The sequence below is a fragment of the Roseateles sp. GW821-FHT02E12 genome, from assembly GCF_059421665.1.
Map to the genome: position 1 here is coordinate 251393 of NZ_JBWKVK010000001.1, position 21646 is coordinate 273038.

General features: G+C 69.9%; 21 protein-coding genes. 6 read left to right on the forward strand and 15 right to left on the reverse strand.

All coding sequences use genetic code 11. The features are described 5' to 3' along the window. Positions 1 to 32: 32 nt before the first annotated feature. A complete protein-coding gene (locus AC07V5_RS01135) occupies positions 33 to 1019 on the forward strand; it encodes a helix-turn-helix transcriptional regulator (protein ID WP_495113635.1) in 987 nt (328 codons plus the stop codon). Here AC07V5_RS01135 and AC07V5_RS01140 read toward each other — a convergent pair. From AC07V5_RS01140 to AC07V5_RS01165, 6 genes are all read right to left on the reverse strand, one after another. After that, positions 992 to 1159 carry a hypothetical protein gene (locus AC07V5_RS01140; RefSeq protein WP_495113636.1) on the reverse strand — a complete coding sequence of 56 codons (168 nt, stop codon included), beginning with the start codon at positions 1157 to 1159 and terminating at the stop codon, positions 992 to 994. The genes AC07V5_RS01135 and AC07V5_RS01140 overlap by 28 nt on opposite strands. Before the next feature lie 300 nt (positions 1160 to 1459). Continuing rightward, positions 1460 to 2695 (reverse strand): DUF1501 domain-containing protein, encoded by a 1236-nt coding sequence (locus tag AC07V5_RS01145; protein WP_495113637.1) that lies wholly within the window; start codon positions 2693 to 2695, stop codon positions 1460 to 1462. A gap of 5 nt (positions 2696 to 2700) precedes the next feature. After that, positions 2701 to 4260, reverse strand: coding sequence for a DUF1800 domain-containing protein (locus tag AC07V5_RS01150; protein ID WP_495113638.1), 1560 nt, complete (start codon positions 4258 to 4260; stop codon positions 2701 to 2703). Between the two features lie 150 nt (positions 4261 to 4410). Beyond that, entirely contained in the window at positions 4411 to 4803 is a 393-nt protein-coding gene (locus AC07V5_RS01155) for a response regulator (protein ID WP_495113639.1), read from the reverse strand. A 203-nt stretch (positions 4804 to 5006) separates the two neighbouring features. After that, entirely contained in the window at positions 5007 to 5750 is a 744-nt protein-coding gene (locus AC07V5_RS01160; protein ID WP_495113640.1) for an Hpt domain-containing protein, read from the reverse strand. A 27-nt stretch (positions 5751 to 5777) separates the two neighbouring features. Further along, entirely contained in the window at positions 5778 to 6401 is a 624-nt protein-coding gene (locus AC07V5_RS01165) for a helix-turn-helix domain-containing protein (protein WP_495113641.1), read from the reverse strand. Positions 6402 to 6499: 98 nt separating this feature from the next. Here AC07V5_RS01165 and AC07V5_RS01170 point away from each other — a divergent pair, with 98 nt between their 5' ends. From AC07V5_RS01170 to AC07V5_RS01180, 3 genes are all read left to right on the forward strand, one after another. Further along, positions 6500 to 7147: an HD-GYP domain-containing protein gene (locus tag AC07V5_RS01170; RefSeq protein ID WP_495113642.1), complete on the forward strand. Its 648-nt coding sequence runs from the start codon at positions 6500 to 6502 to the stop codon at positions 7145 to 7147. Between the two features lie 33 nt (positions 7148 to 7180). Continuing rightward, a complete protein-coding gene (locus AC07V5_RS01175) occupies positions 7181 to 9706 on the forward strand; it encodes an ATP-binding protein (protein ID WP_495113643.1) in 2526 nt (841 codons plus the stop codon). A 65-nt stretch (positions 9707 to 9771) separates the two neighbouring features. Then, positions 9772 to 12552, forward strand: coding sequence for a hypothetical protein (locus tag AC07V5_RS01180; protein WP_495113644.1), 2781 nt, complete (start codon positions 9772 to 9774; stop codon positions 12550 to 12552). 39 nt (positions 12553 to 12591) lie between these two features. On the opposite strand, the gene AC07V5_RS01185 is transcribed toward AC07V5_RS01180, so the two are convergent. The 4 genes from AC07V5_RS01185 to AC07V5_RS01200 are packed head-to-tail and all read right to left on the reverse strand — an operon-like array spanning position 12592 to position 16652. Further along, the gene (locus AC07V5_RS01185) at positions 12592 to 13623 is read right to left on the reverse strand and encodes a Cj0069 family protein (protein WP_495113645.1); all 1032 of its coding nucleotides are present in this window, start codon (positions 13621 to 13623) and stop codon (positions 12592 to 12594) included. Between the two features lie 10 nt (positions 13624 to 13633). Beyond that, a complete protein-coding gene (locus tag AC07V5_RS01190) occupies positions 13634 to 14803 on the reverse strand; it encodes a chromate transporter (RefSeq protein WP_495113646.1) in 1170 nt (389 codons plus the stop codon). Then, the gene (locus AC07V5_RS01195; protein ID WP_495113647.1) at positions 14800 to 15720 is read right to left on the reverse strand and encodes a Fe-Mn family superoxide dismutase; all 921 of its coding nucleotides are present in this window, start codon (positions 15718 to 15720) and stop codon (positions 14800 to 14802) included. The genes AC07V5_RS01190 and AC07V5_RS01195 overlap by 4 nt, the downstream gene beginning before the upstream one ends. Further along, positions 15717 to 16652, reverse strand: coding sequence for a chromate resistance protein ChrB domain-containing protein (locus tag AC07V5_RS01200; protein WP_495113648.1), 936 nt, complete (start codon positions 16650 to 16652; stop codon positions 15717 to 15719). Before AC07V5_RS01200 ends, AC07V5_RS01195 begins: the two co-directional genes overlap by 4 nt. 145 nt (positions 16653 to 16797) lie before the next feature. Between AC07V5_RS01200 and AC07V5_RS01205 the strand changes: the two genes are divergently transcribed. Continuing rightward, the gene (locus AC07V5_RS01205) at positions 16798 to 17382 is read left to right on the forward strand and encodes an HD domain-containing protein (RefSeq protein WP_495113649.1); all 585 of its coding nucleotides are present in this window, start codon (positions 16798 to 16800) and stop codon (positions 17380 to 17382) included. On the opposite strand, the gene AC07V5_RS01210 is transcribed toward AC07V5_RS01205, so the two are convergent. Further along, the gene (locus tag AC07V5_RS01210; RefSeq protein WP_495113650.1) at positions 17379 to 17813 is read right to left on the reverse strand and encodes a DUF1801 domain-containing protein; all 435 of its coding nucleotides are present in this window, start codon (positions 17811 to 17813) and stop codon (positions 17379 to 17381) included. The genes AC07V5_RS01205 and AC07V5_RS01210 overlap by 4 nt on opposite strands. 54 nt (positions 17814 to 17867) lie before the next feature. Further along, entirely contained in the window at positions 17868 to 18614 is a 747-nt protein-coding gene (locus tag AC07V5_RS01215; protein WP_495113651.1) for a TSUP family transporter, read from the reverse strand. 80 nt (positions 18615 to 18694) lie between these two features. Here AC07V5_RS01215 and AC07V5_RS01220 point away from each other — a divergent pair, with 80 nt between their 5' ends. Beyond that, complete coding sequence (locus AC07V5_RS01220; RefSeq protein WP_495113652.1) at positions 18695 to 19588, forward strand: LysR family transcriptional regulator; 894 nt, start codon at positions 18695 to 18697, stop codon at positions 19586 to 19588. Here the strand turns inward: AC07V5_RS01220 and AC07V5_RS01225 are convergent. From AC07V5_RS01225 to AC07V5_RS01235, 3 genes are read right to left on the reverse strand one after another with little or no spacing between them, the layout of a single operon-like run. Then, entirely contained in the window at positions 19574 to 20338 is a 765-nt protein-coding gene (locus AC07V5_RS01225; protein WP_495113653.1) for an amino acid ABC transporter ATP-binding protein, read from the reverse strand. The genes AC07V5_RS01220 and AC07V5_RS01225 overlap by 15 nt on opposite strands. Continuing rightward, entirely contained in the window at positions 20328 to 20975 is a 648-nt protein-coding gene (locus AC07V5_RS01230; protein ID WP_495113654.1) for an amino acid ABC transporter permease, read from the reverse strand. Before AC07V5_RS01230 ends, AC07V5_RS01225 begins: the two co-directional genes overlap by 11 nt. After that, positions 20968 to 21642: an amino acid ABC transporter permease gene (locus AC07V5_RS01235; RefSeq protein WP_495113655.1), complete on the reverse strand. Its 675-nt coding sequence runs from the start codon at positions 21640 to 21642 to the stop codon at positions 20968 to 20970. Before AC07V5_RS01235 ends, AC07V5_RS01230 begins: the two co-directional genes overlap by 8 nt. Between the last annotated feature and the right edge of the window lie 4 nt (positions 21643 to 21646).

Below are 21646 nucleotides of genomic sequence, written 5' to 3' on the forward strand. Positions count from 1 at the left end.
CCACCCATAGTGCAAATGAGCTATTGATTGCCATGGCGAACCTACAGCGCCAACGCCCCGACACCTTTCACGATGTCCTGCTACGGCTCTACCGGCTTTCGCAGGAGTCGGCAGCTTCGGAGTTTCAGGATGACGTGCTGGATCTTTTGAGGGGGTTCATACCGTTCGACACGGCGATGTGGCAGACCGCGACAGCAAGCCAAGAGGGTTTAGCGCCCCAGGCGATCCATCGGCACCGGGAACCGGCCGAGATGCTGTTGGCCTACGAGGAACTCAAACAGAGTGACGCTGTATGCGCGTCCGTGTTCGTGGCACCGGGCGAAACGCGGCGCTTTCATGCACCAACCGATTTCAGCGGGCAACGGCAACGTGCCTTTCTCGAATTCCTTCGCCGTTTCGAGCATCAGAACGTGCTGATCACGGCATCAGCCAATCCCGACGCCCGCTGCGCGCAATGGATCAGCCTTTACCGCGCGGCGCCGGATCACCAATGCTCGGAGGAAGAGCGCTTGGCGCTGGACATGCTGGCGCCCCATTTGCTGCAGGCATTGAGCTTCAATCGCATCCAGCACATGCGCAAGACGGCAGGCTCGGTCAGCCACAAGGGCTGCGCGATTGCCGATACGCGTGGCCTGGTCTGTCACAGCGAACCGAGATTCGCGCAGCAGCTGTCGCAGGAATGGCCCGACTGGAAATCGACTTTTCTACCGGCCGTCGTGTTGGATTGCTTCAAGTCGGGCGCGCACGAGTACCGCGGCTCGCGGGTCGTAATTTCCTGCAAGCACGAGCACGGATTGCTTTTCCTCAACAGCCGCAGCGCCTGCAAAGCCGACCTCCTGTCTGCTCGCGAAGGCTTGATCGCCACGCTGCTGGCCAAGGGCTTGACGCACAAGGAAATCGCCCAGGCAGTCGACCGCTCACCGGCGACCGTGAGAAACCAGATCCGTTCGGTCTACGAAAAGCTGGAAGTTGCCAACGTGGCCGAGTTGATTCACGAACTCCAAGGCTGCTTCGCCTGAAGCTCCTCGCAAGGCTGGACCATCGAGCCGTAGTTCGCCTCCTTGGCATAGATGAAGCGGCCGCTGCTGAGCTCGAACAGCAGCTCGGTCGACACGATGCGCGCCCACCAGGCGCGCAGGAAGACGAGGTCTTCGTTCACCCACTGGATCTGAACCTTCTGGGCCAGTTCCTTGAAGTCCAGCCGCCAGGTGTACCTGGGCCCTGCACCGTGTAGAGGCCACGCAGGCGGCCGGAGGTGGCGTAATGCTGCCAGCCTCAGCGCCCCGTGCTACACGGCTGGATGACTTCGTTCGTGTGACAGGCGCCGCGCTCAGGACACGCCGGTCAGCACGAGGAAGCAGTAAGCCAGCACCGCGCCCCACAGGCACAGCCCGAACAACGAGGAAGCGCTTCGCATCATGTCGTTCTCCCATCCGTTAGAACGCGGCTGCTGCATGCCTCAGGCACGCAGCAGCTTGTCCGCATAACGCCAAGTTTGCGGGCCTTGCGGAAACACTGTTGCCAGTGCGGTTTCCGACAGGCCCAGATGGCGTTGCAGCAGCGGCGTCAGCACCTGGCGGAAGTCGGTGCGCACGGCCAGGTCGCGGCCGTCGGCCAGCGCGCCGGCGTCCAGCCCCGGCCATTCGCCCAGCACCTGCCCGCCCGCCACCGGGCCGCCGAGCAGCCAGATGACATTGCCGCGGCCGTGGTCGGTGCCGCCGTTGCCGTTCTGGCGCAGCGTGCGGCCGAACTCGCTGACGACGACGATGACGGTGTCCTTCAGCGAGTCGCCCAGGCCCACGCTCAGCGCGTCCAGCCCCTCGCCCAGGCTGGCCAGCCGGTTGGCGAGCTGGCCGCGGGCGGCGCCCTGGTTGACGTGCGTGTCCCACCCGCCCACGGCCGTGAAGGCGAGCTGGGTGTGGGCGTCATTGCGGATCAACTGGCCCAGGCGCCGCGCATCGGCCGCAAAGCTGCGGGCGGACGGGGCGCCGGCGTCGGCGTTCGGGTCCATGGACTTGCCTTCGCCGCCGGAGGCCATGCTTCGAGCCATCTCGCCGCGGCCCTGCGTGGTGTCGCGCAGCGTGCCGCTGAGCTGAGCGTCGTTGGCGTAGAGCTTGGCCAGGCCGGCCTGCATCTGCGGGTCGTCGATGGCGCGGCGCTGCATGGCGTTGGGCCCCAGGCCCAGGCTGGCGACGCTGGCGGTGCCGGCAAAGATGCGCGGCGGCGTGCTGCCCTGGGAGATGGCCCGCGTCGGCGCGGGTTCTCCGGGCAGTGCGGTCAGCAGCCGGTTCATCCAGCCATCGGGCGTGGACTTGCGGCCCGGCGTTCCCGACTCGAGATAGTCCTGGGCGTCGAAGTGGGAGCGCGTCGGGTCGGGCGATCCACTGGCATGCACGAAGGCGAGCTGGCCACCGTCCCAATGGCGCTTCAGCGGGCTCAAGGACGGGTGCAGGCCAAACAGCGAGTCGAGCTTGATGAGACCGTCCTCGGCGCCAGGCGGGCTAAGCGCGATCTGCGGGCGGTTGGCGGCGTACTCGCGCTCGCCGTAGGGCGCGACGACGGAGAGGCCGTCCACCGCACCACGCAGCATGACGACGACGAGCTTCTTCTGGGTGCCACCCTGGGCCTGTACCAGCGACACGGGCAGGCCGCCGAGGGTGAAGGCGCCGAAGTGGAGGAGTTGACGACGGAGCATGGCGGTCACCTCTTCATGAAGTCAGGGCTGGCGAGCAGCAGCGCCACCTGCTGGCCCGCGGGCTCGGCGGCCAGCGTGCGGCGAGTCGGCTCACTCACTGATGCACCGAGCGTGCTGGTCAGCCGCTCGGGGCTGACGCCGCTTCGTTGACCTAACGTCGTTGCCAGTTGCACGCGCTGCGTCAGCGCCTCGGGGTTGCGCCAGGCGGCGGCCGTGTTCTTGTAGCCATCGGGCGTGGCCGCGCCGAACAGCGCCTGGCCGGCCTGGGCCAGGGCGGCCAGCAGGTTCTGCGGGTTGGCCGGCGGCAAGTCCAGCGCACGCAGGCTGGACAGCAGGTATTGGTAGGGCGTCTTGAACTTGGCCTGGTAGGCCTCGCGGCTCCAGAACTCGTCGGCGCGGATCAGCGTGCGCGTGAACTCGCGCAGGTCGCCGCCTGTGGCCTTGAAGTTGTCGGCCAGCTTCTGCACGAGACTTGCCGGCGGGTCGTCCGAGACAAAGGCCTGAGCGAATTTGGTGGCGAGGTGGCGGGCCGTGGCCGGGTGGGCGGCCAGCACGTCCAGCGCATGCTCGCCCTCGGCCTGGCCTGCGCCACGCACGACCTGGCCGAGCCAGGTCTTGCTGCCAGCATCGTGCTTGCGCGCATCGAAGGCAAAAAGATCGCCCGTGCCGCCCACCAGGGCCTTGCGCGAGTCCAGGCCCCAGCCGGTCAGCATGCGCGCGAGCTCGGTCACGTCGCGCTGCGTGTAGCCGCCGTCCACGCCCAGCGTGTGCAGCTCCATCAGCTCGCGGGCGTAGTTCTCGTTGAGGCCGCTGGGCACACGCGCCTTGAGCTCCGGGCGCTCGGCGAGGAAGCGCTTCGCCCGCTGCGGCGGCTCGTAGCCGGCGACGACGCTCTGCGCGTTGTCGAGGTAGATCAGCATCGCCGGGTGCGTGGCCGTGGCGCCCAGCATGTCGCGGAAGCGCCCGAGCACGTGGGGCCTGATGGCGCGCTGCTCGTAGTCGGCCACCAGCACGCCGACCGCGTTCTTGCCGGCAAAGACATTGAAATGGTTGAACCAGAACTCGGTCAGCACCTCTTCGAGCTGGGCCGGGCTTTGCAGCGCACGCGACAAGCGGGCCGTGGCCGCCTGGCCGACGAGGGGGCGGATCTTGTCGCGCACCGCGTTGATCGCATCGGCCTCGGGCGCCATGCCCTGGGCCTTCTCGCGCCGGGCCTCGCGGGCGGCCTTGACGGCCTCGCGGTAGCGCCCCAGCAGCTCGGCCTGGCCGAGCTTGAGCACGTCCAGGCCGGCCAGGCGCGCGGTCAGCGCCTCGGGCTGCGGCAGGCGGCGCGGCTCCAGCTGTTCGCTCAGGAAGCGATCCAGCCATTTGTCGGCCCCCTGCGCGGCAATCGCGGCCGCGTCGGCAGGGCGGGGGCCGTAGCCCAGGCGGTTCAGCGCATGCAGGGCGCGCTCATCGGCGCTCAGCGGCGTGACATTCAGCGCCGCAGCAGGCACGCGGCGGGCCAGCATCAGGGCGCCGGCAAACGCGGCGCCACTGCTGAGCACAAAGCGACGGTTTGTCATGGGCGGCCTCCGGTGTCTGGCACCGAAGAATCGCCCCACTCACGCAAGTCCGTGTGGCCGATGGGCAAAGATTTGTATCAGGCCCCGTCCGGGGCACGTCCGGCTTACGGGCCGGGCGCCGGCCGCCTTGGGCGATGGGCTCGCCCGCGTTCAGCGCGGCGGGACCGAGCGAGGGGCCAACCAAGCCTCCAGGCTGCGCAGCGTGGCGGCCACGTCCAGCGGCTTGGTCCAGTGGCCGTCGTAGCCATGGTGGCGGGCCAGCTGGGCGGCCACGAACTCGGACTCGGCCGTCACCAACAGGGCCGGCACGCCTTCGGGCAGGCCGGCAGCGCGCAGCTGGGCCAGCAGCTCCCCGCCGCCGATGTCGGGCAGGTGAAGATCGCAAAGCAGCAAATCGAAGCGGCCCTGCGTGACGAGGCGCTTGGCCTCGGCGCCGCTGCGTGCCACGCGCAAGGCGTAGCCCGGCCGCAGTTCAAGAATGCCCTGCATCAACATCGCATTGACCGGGTCGTCCTCCACGTAGAGGACTTGGCTCGTTGTCATGCCGCCTCCTTCAAAGCGCGGTGAATCGTGTGGCGCTGAGGTAAGTGGCGGGGCATTCGACAGGTGGACATGGCAGGGATAAAACATCTCTTGGCGCAGAGATTAGCAAATCTACTGATATTGACGATCAATACGCCCACCCGGAACGCGTGGGGTCTGGGTTGAATTTGCCAAATACTGCGCGCCCCTGACGCACCGCGGCGTTAGGCGCCACCAACACGCAATTCGGCCAGCCCGCGGGCCAGCGGCCCCCAGCCCTGGGGCAGCGGCTGGCCTGCACCACAGGCGGCCGCGGCGTTCTCCAACGCACGGGCCTGGGCGGCCAGCGCGGGTTCGCCGATCAGCTCAAGCACGGCCTTCAGGCCATGGGCAACGCGCCGCAGCGCGGGGGCGTCACCCGCGGCGACGGCGGCCTCACCCTGGGCGATGTCATCGGCAAAGCGTTCGACGCAGCCTCGGCGAAAGTTCTCGTACAGCGCCCGATCCCCGCCGAAATGCTGGTGCACCGGGTCCACGCTCACGGCCGGTGGTGCGGCATCGAGCGGCGCCGCCTGGCCAGTGCGCAACAGCCCGGCGATGGTGTCCAGCAGCTCGGCCAGCGGCACGGGCTTGCGCAGCGTGCGTGCGACGCCGCGCGAGGCCAGGGCGTTGCGCCGCTCCTCCTGCACACCGGCGCTGAACACCACCCAGGGGGGCGCACCGGCAGCCAGCGCCAGCCCCTCGGCCAGCAGGATCTCGGCCGAACCGTCGGGCAGCATCAGGTCGCTGATGACCAGCTGCCAGCCACCGGCCGCCAGTGCCGTGCGCGCCTGGCTCAGGCGGGGCACGACGGTCAGCTCGACGGCGGGTGCGGAGGCGTCATGGTCGGGGAGCACCTCCAGTGCAAGCTCGATGAAGCGCGCGATGGAGGCGTCGTCCTCGATCAGCAACAGGCGCGCAGGGCTCATGGGCAAGCCGGGTCCGCTGCCGCCCGGTCAGGCCGGCAGCGCGGCCAAGGCGGCCGTGGCCTGGGCCAGCAGCGGCGGCAGGTCGATGACGAGGCTCGTCTTGTGCACCAGCGGCACGTCGGCCAGCGCAAAGGCATAGGGCGCCCGCTGGGCCTCGTCGAGCGCGGTGACGACGATGAGCCGGCTGCGCGCGAACTGCGGATGCGAGCGCAGGCTGGTGATCAGCGCCGCGCCGTCGATGCCGGGCAGCAGGATGTCGATCAGCAGCACGTCGGGCTCGAGCCGGCCGGCCATCGCCAGCCCCGCGATGCCGTCCGACGCCACATGGAGCTGGGCGTCCGGCAACTCGCGCTTGACGACCAGGCTGATGAGGTTCTGGAAGTGGACCGAGTCCTCGATGAGCAGCAGCGTCAGCGGCCGGCCAGCGGCAGGGCCACCGGTCGCAGGCGGCGTCGTCGACGCAAGGCCGCCGCGGGAAGCCAGCCACGCGTCCAGGGAGCTGCGCTGGATGCGGCGATGACCGCCAGGCGTCTTCCAGGCCTGGAGCTCGCCGCGGTCCACCATCAGTTGCACGGAGCGCACCGCCATGCCCAGGCGCTGCGCGGCCTCGGTGGTCGAGCAGGTATCGGGAGCGGTTGTCGTGGGATTCACAGCGCGATATTTTGCCGAATTCGATGGGACTTGCGCAAAACACTGTATTTGATAAAAACATCCGCATTGGACAATTCAGCGTCCTTCCCGGAGCCGTCATGCCGCCCCTCGCCGCCCTCGCCCCGCCCGAGCGTCAAACCGCTCCGTCGATGCCGCCGCTGTCTGCCTGCGTTTCGTTCACGCCGCCCCCGGCGGACCAAGCCACGAGGGCCCATCGCGTGCGGCTGGGCCGCCTGGCCGAGGCGTTGGCCCTGCAGCTGGGTTGCGATGCCGACAGCGCCCGCCTGCTGCGCCAGGCCGCGCCACTGCATGACGTGGGCGAGCAAGGTGCCCGGCCCACCGCATCACCGCTGACGGCCGTCGAGCGGCAGCAGCTTCTGCGCACCCAGCCGCGCCGCGGAGCCGCGCTGCTGGGCGGCTCCAGCCTGCCGCTGTTCGCGCTGGCCGCCGAGATCGCCCTGCACCACCGTGAGCGCTGGGACGGCAACGGCTACCCGCAAGGCCTGCGGGGCGAGGAGATTCCTCTTTCCGGGCGTATCGTTGCCGTGGTGGACTACTTCGACGCCCTGACCATGCCCCAAAGCTACCGCCCCGCGCGCGCCGATGACCGCGCGCTGGCCATGTTGGCCGAGCAGGCCGGCAGCGCCTTCGACCCCACCATCGTGGCCGCCTTCCTCGCCCATGCGACGCAGTTGATCGCGCTGCGCGACGGCATCGACACCGCGCGGCCCGAGGCCTGCGCCTGACCCCGGCCGCACCCAACGACGGCTGCTAGCTCGATGCCCCACAGCAGCCGCTGGCGACCGAGCATCATCACCGCCGGCGCCGGCATCCTGCTCGCGGCCATGCTGCTGGCCGGCACGGCCTACAGCCTGTGGCGCGAGAAGCGCGAGCAGGAGGTCGAGACCGCCGCCCAGCAGGCGCTGCTCGCCCGCGTGCTCGAAGACCACGCCAGCCGCAGCCTCGACGCAGCGCAGATCGCGCTGGCCGGCCTGGCCGACATGGCCGAGCGCGGCTCCCCACCCGAGGTGCTGCAGGCCCTGCTGGGCCAGACCCAGGCAAGCCTGGGCTTCCTGCGCGGCGTTGCCCTGCTCGACGAAGGCGGCCGCGTGCTCGCCGCTGCCGACCCGACCGACCGCGGCGCGCAGATCTCCCCCGCATCCCTCGGCCCCTGGCCGGCCGCCGGCCGCGATGCCGTGGGCGGCTTCGTCGCCGCACGCAGCCTGGCCGGCCTGGCCAGCGCGGGCACGGCCCCGGCCGCGCCGCGCGGCGTCGGCTTCATCCCGCTGCTGCACGGCCTGAAGCTGACCGGCAACGGCGGCGAAGGCCGCCCCGCCTTGCTGGTGGCGCTACTGAACCCTGATGCGCTGGCCAACTTCCAGCAGCTGACGCTGAACGACCCGCGCGCCGCCGCCGCGCTGGTCGACATGGAGGGCCGGCTGCTCGCCGTCACCGACAGCGCCGACCATCTTGCCGGCGAGCGCGTGGCCTCGTTGCAGACGCCCACCAGCCCGCTCGCGCTCGTGCGCGCCGGCAGCGAGCGCGGCAGGTGGGCAGGCCCTGGCCTGCGCGAGGCCGAGCAGCTCGGCGCCTACCGGGCTCTGCGCGCCCGCCCGCTGGTCGTGCTCGTTGAACTGCCGCAGGCCGAGCTGCTCAAGCAGTGGCGGGCCACGGCGCTCGACCTGGGCCTGCCGGCGCTGGGCATCGCGGCGGCGCTGCTGGGGCTGTCTGCGGTGGGCGCGGCGGCGCTGCGCGGGCGCGAGCGCTCGCAGGCCGAGCTCGGCCAGGCCCATCGCCAGATCGTGGAGCGCGAGCGCGAGCTCAGCGCCATCTTCGGCAGCGTGCAGGAGCTGCTGTTCCGGACCGACGCGGCCGGCTGCGTGACCTTCATCAACGAGGGCTACGCCCGCATCAGCGGCCAATCGGTGGCCCAGGTGCAGGGCCGGCCGCTGCAGGAACTGTTCGGCGGCTCGCCCGCGGTGGCGGCGCTGTTCGCCGCCGACGACACCCAGGAAGCCAGGCCACGCCAGGTGCGCGCCGACTGGGTGACGCCCGAGGGCACGGCGCGCAGCTTCGAGATCAACGTCGTGCCGCTGCGGCGCCAGACCGACCTGCTGGAATGGGTGGGCAGCGCCGCCGACGTCAGCGGGCTGATGCGTGCGCAGGCCGAGCTGCGCGCCCAACTCGGCCTCGCGCGCTCGCTGCTGGCCAGCAGCCCGTTGCCGATGTCGGTGCTGGACACCGACAACCGCTACCTCGACGTCAACCGCTCCTGGGAACAGTTCACCGGCCGGCGCCGCGACGAGGTGCTGGGCCGCAAGGCCGCCAGCTATCTGCGTCCCGAGGAAGCGGCCGTGCACGATGCCCGCGATGCCGTGCTGCTGGCGCACGGCGGCGAGTTGACTTACGAGACCACCTGGCAAGGCCAGCACGGGCGCCAGCGCGACCTGCTGGTCAGCAAGTCCACCTTCCCCGATGCCCACGGCCGGCCCATGGGCATCGTCGTCTGCTTCATGGACATCAGCGACTTCCGCGAGGCCGAGCGCGCCACCCGCGCCGCCCGCGACGCCGCCCTGGAAGCCTCGCGGGCCAAGTCCGAGTTCATTGCCAACGTCAGCCACGAGCTGCGCACGCCGCTGCAGTCCATCCTCGGTTTCTCCGAGCTCGGCATGCTGCGCGCGCGCGAACAGCCGCGCCTGGCCGAGTTCTTCAACGACGTGCACCGCGCCGGCCAGCGCATGCTCAGCCTCGTCAACGACCTGTTGGACCTGAGCAAGATCGAGCGCGGCATCGAGCCCATACAACCCGACCACGTGGATCTGCGCCCGCTGGCACTGGAGGTTGTGCGCGAGCTGGTGCCGCTGCTGGCCGCGCGCCAGCTGGAGATGGACGCGCAACTCGGCGACGGCGACCTCGTCGTGCTGGCCGACCCGCTGCGCATGCAGCAACTGCTGCGCAATCTGCTGGCCAACGCCATCCGCTTCTCGCCCGAGGGCGGCCGCATCGAGCTGACCGCCCGCCACGACAGTTCAGGCGAGGTGCGCGTGAACGTGGCCGACCGCGGCCCCGGCATCCCGCCGGACGAGCTGGAGAGCGTCTTCGAGGCCTTCGTGCAGTCCAGCGCCACCAAGAACGCCGCCGGCGGCACCGGCCTGGGGCTCGCCATCTGCCGAAGCATCGCCCAGGCCCACGGCGGCCGCATCTGGGCCGCCAACCGCGACGGCGGCGGCAGCGTCATTTCGCTGGTGCTGCCGGCCGTCCCGCCGGACTCCAGCCGACCCGCAATGCGCTCAAGCCGTATCTAGAATCCGCCGCAGCAAGATTGCATTAGCAAAAGCTCCACCACAAGGAGCGTGCGAGGGAGGACTTCATGACTTCAGGATTCAAGACCTGGGCCGCGACCATCGTGGCAGGGTGGCTGTTGGTGGGCTGCGGCGGTGGCGGATCCGGCAGCGCCACACCTGCCCCACCGCCTGTGGTGACGCCGGCCACCAGCAGCGTGAGCCTTGCGGCCTCCACACCCGCCGAACCCGTGCCCAGCGGCAGCGGCACGACGCTCACCGTCACGGTCAGCAACACCGGCGCCGCGGCGGCCACGGGCGTCAGCCTCGCGCCCAACCTCGCCCCGGGCCTGACCCTCAGCGGCTTTGCCTGCACCGCAGCGGGCGGCGGCGCCTGCCCCCTGTCGTCCGCAGCCGCGAGCATCGCCCTGCCCGATCTGCCTGCCAAGGCCAGCCTCACGCTGCTGCTCAGCGTGAACCTGCCGCCCGGCGCCAGCGGCACGCTGACCAGCATGCCCGCCGTGCAGGCCGGCAACGACGCGGTGACCACCGACAACACCGCGCCCGCCGCCATCCAGGCCTACACGGCGGACGTGAGCGTCACCGGCAGCGGCCCCACCGCGCCGGTGGCAGCCGGCAGCACGGCCACCTACACGATGACAGTCAGCAACGCCGGGCCCGACGAAGCGCGCGACGTGATCGTCACCAACACCCTCGGCGACTTCCAAACCCTGGGAACGCTCAGCTGCAGCGCCGGTGGCGGCGCCGCCTGCCCGGACATCCTCAGCCCCTCGATGCGCCTGCCCCGCATGCCCAAAGGAGGCAGCCTCGTGTTCACCGTGCCGGCCACGGTGTTGGGCGGCGTCAGCGGCAGCATCGCCAACGTGATGATGGCTACCACCCTGGGCGATCCGTCTGACACCAACAACGCCGCTGCCGTGCAGCTCACGGCCTACGTGCCGGCACCCGTCATCCAACCGGGGCAAAGCGTCGTCTCGCTGCAAAGCGAGGCCGGCGATTTCGTCGGCGCAGGCCGCAGCTACAGCTACACGCGCGCCACGGCCAACCTCACGGTCAGCGCCGTGGGTGGCCGCCTGATGGTGCAGGTGGCCGGCGACGACACCTGGTACGGCAACTTCCAGCTGCCCGACAGCTACAGCCAGGTGCAGCCCGGCACCTTCAGCGGCCTCAAGCGCTTCCCCTTCCATAACCCCACCGCGGGCGGGCTGGACTGGACGGGCAACGGTGCAGGCTGCAACACGCTGACCGGCAGCTTCACCATCACCAGCGCCACCTACGTGGCGGGTGCGCTCAGCGCCGTGGAGCTGAGCTTCGAGCAGCACTGCGAGGGCGCCACGCCCGCACTGCGCGGCCAGATCAAGTGGTACGCCAGCGACACCACCGCGCCGCCCGGGCCAGTGAACCCGCCGCCCGCCAACCTGTGGGCGCCCGCCGCCGGCAGCACGCCGGCCACCGGCAACTACGTCTACCTGCAGAGCGATGCAGGCGACTACATCGGTAGCGGCCGCAGCCACACCTACACGCAGGCCGACGCGGTGCTGACCGTCAACGTCTCGGGCGGCCACGCCTCGGTGGCCGTCACAGGCGACAAGAGCTGGACGGGCGGCTTCCAGGCCATGCAGGGCGTGGCCACGCTGCAGCCCGGCTACTACGGCAACCTGCAGCGCTATCCCTTCTTCAACCCCACGCGCGGCGGCCTCGACTGGAGCGGCGACGGGCGCGGCTGCAACACCCAGACCGGCTGGTTCGTGGTGGACAAGGTCAGCTTCGTCAACGGCACGCTGGCCGCGCTGGACCTGCGCTTCGAGCAGCATTGCGAAGGCGCTACGCCCGCGCTGCGCGGCAAGATCCACTGGGAGGCCGGTGACCGCACCGCGCCTGCCGGCCCGGTCACGCCGCCGCCCGCCGACCTGTGGGCACCGGCTGCCGGCGCCACACCGGCCAGCGGCAGCTACGTCCACCTTGCCAGCGACGCCGGTGACTACATCGGCGCCGGCCGCACCGCCACCTACACGCCCATCAACGCCGTGCTGGGGGTGAGCCTCAACGGCCGCATGCTCACCGTGTCGGTCAACGGCGACCAGATGTGGGGCGGCAACTTCCAAGCCATGAACGCCATTGCCGACCTTCAGCCCGGCTACTACGGCAAGCTGATGCGCTACCCCTTCGGCAACCCCACCCGCGGCAGCATGGACTGGAGCGGCGAAGGCCGAGGCTGCAACATGCTGAGCGGCTGGTTCGTCATCGACAGCCTCAGCCTGGTCAACGGCCAGCTGGCCTCGGTGGACCTGCGCTTCGAGCAGCACTGCGAAGGCGGCGGCCCGGCGCTGCGCGGCAAGGTGCACTGGGAGGCCAGCGACCGCACCACGCCGCCCGGGCCCGTCAACCCGCCGCCGGCCGACCTCTGGGCGCCTGCCGCCAACGCCACGCCGGCCACCGGTGCCTACGTCTATCTGGCCAGCGACTCAGGCGACTACATCGGCGCCGGCCGCACCAGCACCTACACCCGCAGCAACGCGGTGCTGGGCGTGACGCTGGACGGCCGCAAGCTCACCGTCTCGGTCCGCGGCGACCAGTCCTGGACGGGCGACTTCATCGGCATGAACAGCCTCGCCCAGCTGCAGCCCGGCTACTACGGCAACCTGCAGCGCTACCCCTTCAACAACGCGACGCGTGGTGGCCTGAACTGGGGCGGCGAGGGCCGGGGCTGCAACACGCTGAGCGGCTGGTTCGCCGTGGACAGCATCAGCTTCGTCAACGGCCAGCTCGCCGCGCTGGACCTGCGCTTCGAGCAGCATTGCGAAGGCGGCACCGCGGCGCTGCGCGGCAAGATCCACTGGGTGCCTTGACCGGTTGCGGGTTGTTGGCTTCGAACACGATGCGACGCTTCAGACGGCGCCGCGTTCAAGCTGCTTCCTGACGGCGTCGACAAGCGGCCCGATCGCCGATGGCGGAAACGGCGACACGCTGCTGACGTTGATCTCGCACAGCACATGGCTTCCCGGCAGCTCGCCGAACATGAAGTCGCAGTCCCACAGCATCGGCAGCTGAGCCCGGCTCAGGCCGACACGCTGGCGGAGCAGGTCGATCCACTGCCCCTCCAGCAACGCCCTCAGCGCCTGGAACTGCGGCAGGTCGGCCGGGTGGTAGAGCCGCTTGCTGGGCGCCGGCGGCGGCTCGCTGCCGGTCGCCGGATGAAGTGCGTTGACGGCCTGGTGCCCGAAGCCCGCAACGCGGTCCTCGACGAGATAGGCGCGCACCATGCCCTCCACCAGGCGCGGCTGCCAGGCCTGGTCGACCATGTGCCCGCCACTCTCCACCTCGAAGTACGGCGCCAGCCGCTGCTGCAGCTCCCGCATGCTCAGCAGCTCTTCCTCGCAGCCTCGCTGGGCGTGGCGGACCTTCATCAGCGGTGAGCCGGCAACGGCCTCGACACGCCACACGCCGTTGCCGCTTTGCCCGCGGTGCTGCTTGAGCACGCGGGCGCCACGCTGCAATCGCTGCGGCAGGTCTGCCCCGAGCGCCGCCAGGCTGTCGACGCGGACGGCGTCGCTGCCGAACGGCAGGTCGCACACGTCGACAAGCACGTCCTTCGTGCCGAGCTTGAGGACGGTGTCCGGATGGGTGCTGACGTAGACGCCGGCATCGGCCACCTGCCGCAGCACCGCGTCGAGCCGGTCACGCCGGCGGCCGGCCTCGATGGGGTTGCACCAGACCAGAACGCCGTCGACGCGCTGCAACTGCGCGGCAACCTCGTCGGCGAAGTCGTCGTGATAGACGGCCGGCGCGGCGGCAACACCGGCCGCGGAGAACGCGTCGAACAAAGCCGCAAACCGACTCTCCGTGGGGTCGCTGCGGCCGCGAGCCGCCCGGTCGCCGGGATACAGCAAGGCCAGCGACGGTGGGCGATGCGCAGCCATGGGCGCCTCCTCAGGCCTGGTGGGTCAAGGGGTAGAGCAGCAGACCGGCAACGGCCGCCGCCGCGACCACCAACGGCTCGGGCAGCTTCTTGAAGCGCCACAGCACCGCGGCGGTCATCAGCGCCAGCGCCGCCGTGGCGATGTCGACGATGGAGCGCTGGCCGATGACGATGACCGCGCCCGTGATGGCGCCGATGGCCGCCGCCGTCACGCCGTCCACGAAGGCGACGATGCCCGGCCGCTTGCCGTGCTTCTTGAAGTAGGGCGCCGGCAGGATGGTGAAGAAATAGCAGGGCACGAAGGTGGCGGCCGCCGCAACCACAGCACCCCAGAAGCCCGAGACCAGGTAGCCGATGAAGCCCGTCGTGATGACGACCGGGCCGGGCGTGATCATGGCCACGGCCACGGCGTCGACAAACTGCCGGTCCGTCAGCCAGCCGTACTCCTGCACGACGCCGCTGTACAGGAAGGGCACGATGGCCAGGCCGCTGCCGAACACGAAGCTGCCCGCATAGGCGAAGTAGGCGCCGATCTGGCCGAGCTTGTGCCAGTCCAGCGTGTCGACGGCAAAGAAGGCCGCGAGGGGCGTGGCGACGTTGTTGACCTGCCCGCGCGAGAACCACTTCGGCGGCGCGCGCAGCAGCCACACCAGCACGCCCGAGCCGAGGAAGAGCCACACGACCTCGGACTTGGTGATGACCGTCACCGCGGCGCTCACGGCGAAGATCGCCCACAGCAGCTTGTCCTTGCCGATGTTCTTCGTCGTCAGCTTCCAGGCGCTCATCGCAATGATGCCGATCACCGACGCGCCGACGCCGTAGAACACGGCCTGCATCCAGCTGATGCCGCCATAGGCCCGGTAGACCGCACCGATGGCAACGACCATCAGGAAGGATGGCAGCACGAAGGCGACGCCCACCAGCGTGGCGCCGAGCACGCGGTGGTGCACGTAGCCGAGGTAGATCGCCAGCTGCGCCGCCAGCGGCCCGGGCATCAGCTGGGCCAGGGCCATGCCCTCCTTGTAGTCGGCCTCGGTGATCCACTGCCGCCGCTCGACCAGGTCGCGGTACATGAAGCCGACCAACGCCACCGGCCCGCCGAAACCCCAGGTGCCCAGGCCCAGCATGTAGCCGACGAGCTGCCACAGCGTGTAGCGCGGCGCTGCCTGCACGTCAGTCATGCCTGCGCCACCTTGGGCTGCACGCTGCGGCCCGCCTTGGCCCAGGCGTCGATGCCGCCGGCCAGGAAATGCGCGCGCACGCCGGCTGCGCGCAGCTTCATCGCCGTCGAGCGCCCGACCTCATGGCCGTAGACGCAATAGACCAGGATGTCCCGGTCCCTGGGCAGTTCGCCCGCCCAGTCCTGCACGGCCGCGGGGTCGCACCAGCGCGCGTCCGGCAGCATCGTGCCGGCCTGCTGGAACACGCCGGCACGCCGGACGTCCAGCACCAGGCAGTGCGCCGGATCGAGGCGGTCCAGGTCGGCCGCCAGGCCTTCGCTCGTCGAATGCACCGCCTGCTGGTAGCGCGCGTAGACCTTGTCCCAGGCGATGTTGGCCATGAAGGCATCGACATAAGCGCCCGCCGCCGCGCCATGGTCGAGGTGGTAGGCGTGCTCGTACATGTCCAGCGCGAGGATGGGCAAGCCACCGGCCAGGGCGTGGGTGTGATCCGCCGCCCACTGGTTGACGAGCGTGCCCTCGCGCGGCTGGAAGCTCAGCAACACCCAGCCCGAGCCGCCGCCCAGGGCTTTGCCCATCGCGACGAACTCGTCGCGCCAGCGCTCGACGCTGCCGAAGCTGCCTGTGAACGCCAAGGCCATGGCCGGGGTCATCTCCTGCCCGGCCGCGCCGAGGCTGTCGAAATACAGCTCGTGCAGCAGCATCGAGTTCGCGGCGATCAGTTCCTCGCGCTTGAGGCCGTTCAGCTCGAAGCCCGGCAAGGCACTGGGCGTCGAGCTGCCCAGTTGGGCGCGGATCGCGTTCAGCCGCTTGACCGCGCCGCCGTAGTTGTTCTGGTGGTGGCTGCGCAGCAACCGCTCCGACAGGCCGTTCAGGCCGGCCGGATCAAAGGGCAGATCCCGGGGGATGGCGTTCATGGTTTCTCCTCGGCGTTCTGAAAGGCGGTCAGCAGCCCCTCGAAGACACCGGCGCTGACCTGCATCAGCTGGTCGTCATCGGTGATGGCGTCGCGCATGCCTGCCAGCACGCGCTCAACGCCCGTGGCTTCGGGCGGCTGCACGCCGCCAACGTCCAGGCTGTGCACGAGCAGGCCCAGGCGCAGCAGGGCCGGCGTCTCCAGGCCGAAGCTGGCGAGCAGCGTCTCGAAGGTCACGCGGGCGCCGACGTGGGTGAAGGTTGCGCCGTCGAAGTCGAAACCGAGCGCTTTCTTCGGGCAGTCGGCCGGCGATTTCAGCCACAGGAAGCGGGCCTCGGGGTCGATGAAGCGGCGGATCAACCAGGCGCTGGCCATGCGGTCCACCCAGGGCCGGGCGCGCGTGGCCCAGAGGCGGCCCTGGTAGTCGGCGCGATTCAGCGGCGTGATGCTCCGCTCGGCCGCGCGAGGTTCGTCGGGCGACAGCAGCTGGCTGGCCTCGCCCTCGAACTCTTCCAGCGCCTCCTGGGCTTGCCGCTGGGCCTCGCCGGGGAAGAAGTCGATGGCGACGAGCTGGTCAAAGGCTTTGCGCAGCTTGCGGGCCAGCTTCACCGACTCCATCGCCTGCTCGGCGCTGAACCGCTGGCGGCCGTCGGCAATGTCGGCCAGCAGGCCGGCGAACTCGCTGCTGCGGTCGAACAGCGCGGGGAAGTGGGCATCGCCCGCCTCCGTGCCGAGCAGATGGGCCGTGCCGTCGTTCTGGCGCAGGTCGTCGGCAATGCCGTTCAGCGTCGCTGCATGCGCGGCCGAATCGGGCAGCAGGTAGACACCGTCGCGCAGCACGGCCGCCCCGCAGGCCTTGAGCGCCCGCCACACCCGCATGCGGGTGGCGGCGTTCTCCGTGGGCAGCGAGAGGATCAGTAGCAGCCATTTCATGATGTTTACTTTATAACATCATGTTATTTATTCAACACAAACATTGCCGGCACACGAAAGCCCGCGGGCAGGGGCGGCAGTAGCGCAGGCGACAGCCCGGCCCAAACGTGCGGCGCAGAATCTCCGCACGCCACCTGGAATCGCCATGACCGCACGCGCCACCTTCACCCGCATGGACAAGAGCACCCGCGAGGACTGGGGCGCCATCGTGCCGGAGGCGATGAAGATGGCGCGCAGCCTGCCCGACCGCGTGCTCGACCATCTGCGTCTGCTCGACGGCGACTTCGGCGGCTTCCCCGTGGACCGGCTCACGCACTGCCTGCAGACCGCCACGCTCGCCCACCGCGACGGGCGCGACGAGGAGTACGTCTGCTGCGCGCTGCTGCACGACATCGGCGACACGCTGGGCTCGTTCAACCACCCGGACATCGCCGCGGCCATCCTCAAGCCCTTCGTGACCGAGGAGAACCTGTGGATGGTGCAGCAGCACGGCATCTTCCAGGGCCACAACTTCTTCCACCACATCGGGCTGGACCGCGACATGCGCGAGCAGTTCCGCGGCCACCCGCATTTCGAGCGCACGGCCGAGTTCGTCGAGCGCTACGACAACCCGGCCTTCGACCCTGAAGCCGAAGCGCTGCCGCTGGCGTTCTTCGAGCCCATGCTCAGGCGGCTGATGGCCCAGCCGCGCCAGTCCGTCTACAAGGCGGCGATGGAGAAGAAGGCCTAGGCCTTTTTCTTCTTGGTCGCCGTCTTCTTGGCCGCCGCCTGGTGGGCTGCCTGGTTGGCCGCCACGGCGGCGCGGATCAGCGTCTTCAAGGCGGTCTTGTTCAGCTTGTCGCCCTCTTCAACGTCGATGGCGCGGCGCACATTGCCTTCGCGGCTGGAGTTGAAGAGAACGGCCGGGTCGTCCAGCGACGCACCCTTGGGAAAGGTCATCTTCACGACGGCCTTGTAGGCCTCGCCGGTGCAGACGATGCCGTCATGCGACCAGACCGGGTTGTTCCATTTCCACTCCTCGACGATGTCGGGGTCGGCCTCGTGGATCAGCGCGCGCAGCGCGGCGAGCGTTTCAGCACGCCAGCCGCCGAGGCTGGCTATGCGCTCGTCGATCAGTGCCGCCGCCGGTGGGGTGGTCGTCGATGGGGTCTTGCTGCTCATGGCCATGGCGGAGTGTCTTGCGGAAACCGCAAGCCTAACTTCAGCTTGCAGGCCCTACGCCCGCAACATCAGCAGGCCGAGCAGCAGGAAGATGGCATACAGCGCCCGCTGGAACACCAATGCCGGGAGGCGTTCGCGCAGGCGCGCGCCCAGCGCCATGCCGGCAAACGCCGCTCCAAGCGCCACGCCACTGGCCCAGGGGTCGGGCGGCGCCGCGGCATCCAGCCCGCCCAGCCGCGCCGCCAGGGCGAGGGAGGCCAGCATGAAGCTGATGCCCAGCGCCTGGATCAACGCGCCCCGCCGCAGTTGCAGGGATTGCAGGAAAGGCACCATGGGCAGCACGAAGACGCCGGTCGCCGCGCTGACCGCGCCCCCGAGCAGGCCAGCCAGCGCGCCCACCCAGCCCGCATGCCGACCCGGCTCCGGCAGCCGCGGCCGGCACAGCCCGAACACGCCATAGGCCGCCAGCACGAGCCCCAGCGCCAGCCGCGCGCTGCCATGCCCCGTACCGAGGCTGGGTACCGGCGCGAACAGCGTGCCCAGCAACAGGCCAGTCCACAGCGGCCACAGCCGCCGCCACAGCTCAGCCGCATGCGGGCCCATGCACTGGGCCACGTTGGTCAGCAGCGCCGGCAGCAGCATCAGCGCGGCAGCGGGTGCCGCGGGCAGGTGCAGGCTCAGCAACGCCATCGCCAGCGTGGGCAGGCCCATGCCGGACACGCCCTTGACGAGGCCGGCCAGCAAAAAGGTCAGCGCCACCCAGCCCAGCAGGCCGGCGGACAGCCATTCGATGTCATCCATGCCGGCATGGTCCGCGCGGCACCACGGCGCGTCCATCGCGCAACGCCGCGCATATCCTCTGGCATTGCCGAAGGATGGCCATGACCGAGCGCAATCCGCATTACCGCATCGACCCCTTCGACCTGCGCCTGTTTGCCGCCGTGGCCGAGGCGGGCACCATCACCGCCGGCGCGCGGGCCGTGCACCTGTCGCTGGCGGCGGCCAGCGCGCGCCTGCAGGCGCTGGAGCAGGCCGTGGGCGCCGTGCTGATGCAGCGCGCCAAAACGGGCGTCACATTGACCGACGCCGGCCGGACGCTGCTGCGCCACGCCGGCCGGCTGCAACGCGAGATGGAGGCGCTGCACGCCGGCATGACCGCGCATGCCCACGGCGTGCGCAGCACGGTGCGGCTGCTGTCCAACACGGCCGCCATCAGCGAGCACCTGCCGCCGTTGCTCGGCCCCTTCCTCGCGGCCCACCCGGACATCGACGTCGAGCTGCGCGAGCTGGACAGCCAGGACGCGCTGCTCGCGATGCGCCAGGAACGCGCCGATCTCGGCATCGTGGCTGACTACGTCAACACCGAAGGATTGGCGACGCGGCCTTTCCGTCAGGACGAGCTCGTTGCCGTGCTGCCCGCCGCGCTGGTGAAAGGGCGCGCACGTGCCATCGCCTTTGCCGAGCTGCTGGCACACCCCTTCGTCGGGCTGCCGGCGGAGGCGGGCTTGAGTCGCTTCCTGCAGGCCCGCGCGCTGCAGCACGGCCGCGTCCTGCACCACCGGGTTCAGGTGCAGGGTTTCGATGCGCTGCTGCGCCTGGTGGCCGATGGCGTCGGCGTGGCCGTCGTGCCTGCGCTGACTGCGGCACGGCTGGCGTCTCCGCAGGTGCGCATCCGCCCGCTCAGCGACGCCTGGGCCGTGCGGCAGCTGTTGGTGTGCTTCAGTGAGCTCACCCCCAGTGCCGCCGCGTTGCTCGACGCCCTAGTCGTGCAGTGACGACAGGAACTGCTTCAGCTCGGGTGTCTTGGGCGCGGTAAACAGCTCGGCCGGCGGGCCGATCTCGTGCACGCGGCCCTGGTGCATGAAGATGACGCGGTCTGCCACCTTGCGGGCGAAGTTCATCTCGTGCGTCACCATCAGCAGCGTCATGCCCTCGTCGGCCAGGCTCTCGACGACGCGCAGCACCTCACCCACCAGCTCCGGGTCCAGCGCCGACGTGATCTCGTCGCACAGCAGCACGGCCGGCTCCATCGCCAGCGCCCGCGCGATGGCCACGCGTTGTTGCTGGCCGCCGGAGAGCTGGTCGGGCATGGCGTCGAACTTTTCGGCCAGGCCCACACGGGCCAGCAGTTTGTGGGCCTGCTCGGCGGCTTCGCCGGCGCTGCGCTTCTTCACCAGCGTCGGCGCGAGCATCACGTTGCGGCCCACGCTCAGGTGCGGGAAGAGGTTGAAGCCCTGGAAGATCATGCCCACCTGCTGGCGCAGCGTGCGCATGGCCATCGCGCTTTCGTACAGCAGCGGCTTGCTGTTGACGGTGAGCGCGCCGTCCTGGAACTGCTCCAGCCCGTTGATGCAACGCAGCAGCGTGCTCTTGCCCGAGCCGCTCTTGCCGATGATGGCGATGACCTCGCCGCGCACGACGTCGAGGTCGATGCCCTTGAGCACCTCGTTCGCGCCGTAGGACTTGCGCAGCGCGGTGATGCGGACGATGGGGGCCAGGGATGCGGCAGGGACTTCAGCGAGCATGGCTCTTGCCTTCCAGATGATGTGCGAAGTAGCTGATCGGGAAGCACAGCGCGAAATACAGCAGCGCCACGCAGCCGAAGACGAGGAAGGGCTTGAAGCTGGCGTTGGAGATCATGCTGCCGGCCTTGGTCAGCTCGACGAAGCCGATGACCGATGCCAGCGCCGTGCCCTTGACGACCTGCACGAGAAAGCCCACGGTGGGCGCGATGGCCAGCCTGAGCGCCTGCGGCAGGATGACGTGGCGCAGCTGCTCGCCAAAGCTCAGCGCCAGGCTGCGGCCCGCCTCCCACTGGCCGCGCGGCACGGCCTCGACACAGCCGCGCCAGATCTCGACGAGGTAGGCGCTGGTGTAGAGCGTCAGCGCCAGCGCAGCGGCCGTCCAGGCCGACACCTCGATGCCCAGCAGTGCCAGACCGAAGTAGGCGAGGAAGAGCTGCATCAGCAGCGGCGTGCCCTGGAAGAGCTGCACATAAAGCGCGATGGCGCGCCGGGTGCCGGCGCCCAGGCCGAGGCGCAGGCACAGCAGCAGCCCGCCCACCAGCCCGCCGCCGATGAAGGCGATGAGCGACAGCGCCACCGTCCAGCGCAGCGCCAGCAGCAGGTTGCGGACGATGTCCCAGAGAGTGAACTCAATCATGGCTGGTCCTCACGCCGAAGATGAAGCGCGGCCCGGCCCACATCAGCAGCCGGCGCGCCAGCATCGCGAGTGCGAGGTAGGTCAGCGTCGCGATGATGAAGGCCTCGAAGGCGCGGAAGTTGCGGCTCTGGATCAGGTTGGCCGCGTAGCTCAGCTCCTCGGTGGAGATCTGCCCGCAGACGGCCGAGCCCAGCATGACGATGATGATCTGGCTCGTCAGCGCCGGCCACACACGCTGCAGCGCCGGCGGCAGCACCACGCGGGTGAAGACCTGCACCGGGCTCAGCGCCAGGCTCTGTGCCGCCTCCCACTGCCCACGCGGCGTGGCCTGGATGCCGGCGCGCAGGATCTCGGTGCCGTAGGCGCCCAGGTTCAGCGTCATCGCGATCAGCGAGGCCACCTCGGGCGACAGCTTCACGCCCGCGGCCGGCAGGCCGAAGAAGATGAAGAACAGCTGCACGATGAAGGGCGTGTTGCGCAGCAGCTCCACGTAGGCACCCAGCAGCCGACGCAGCCAGGTGGGGCCGCTGGCGCGGGCCCAGGCACCGAGCGTGGCGATGAGCAGGCCCAGCGGCATGGACACCAGCGTGAGCCCCAGCGTCCACGCCAGGCCCTTGAGCAGCAGCGGCCATTCGGCCAGCACCGCGAGGAAGTCGAAGGTGATCATGGCG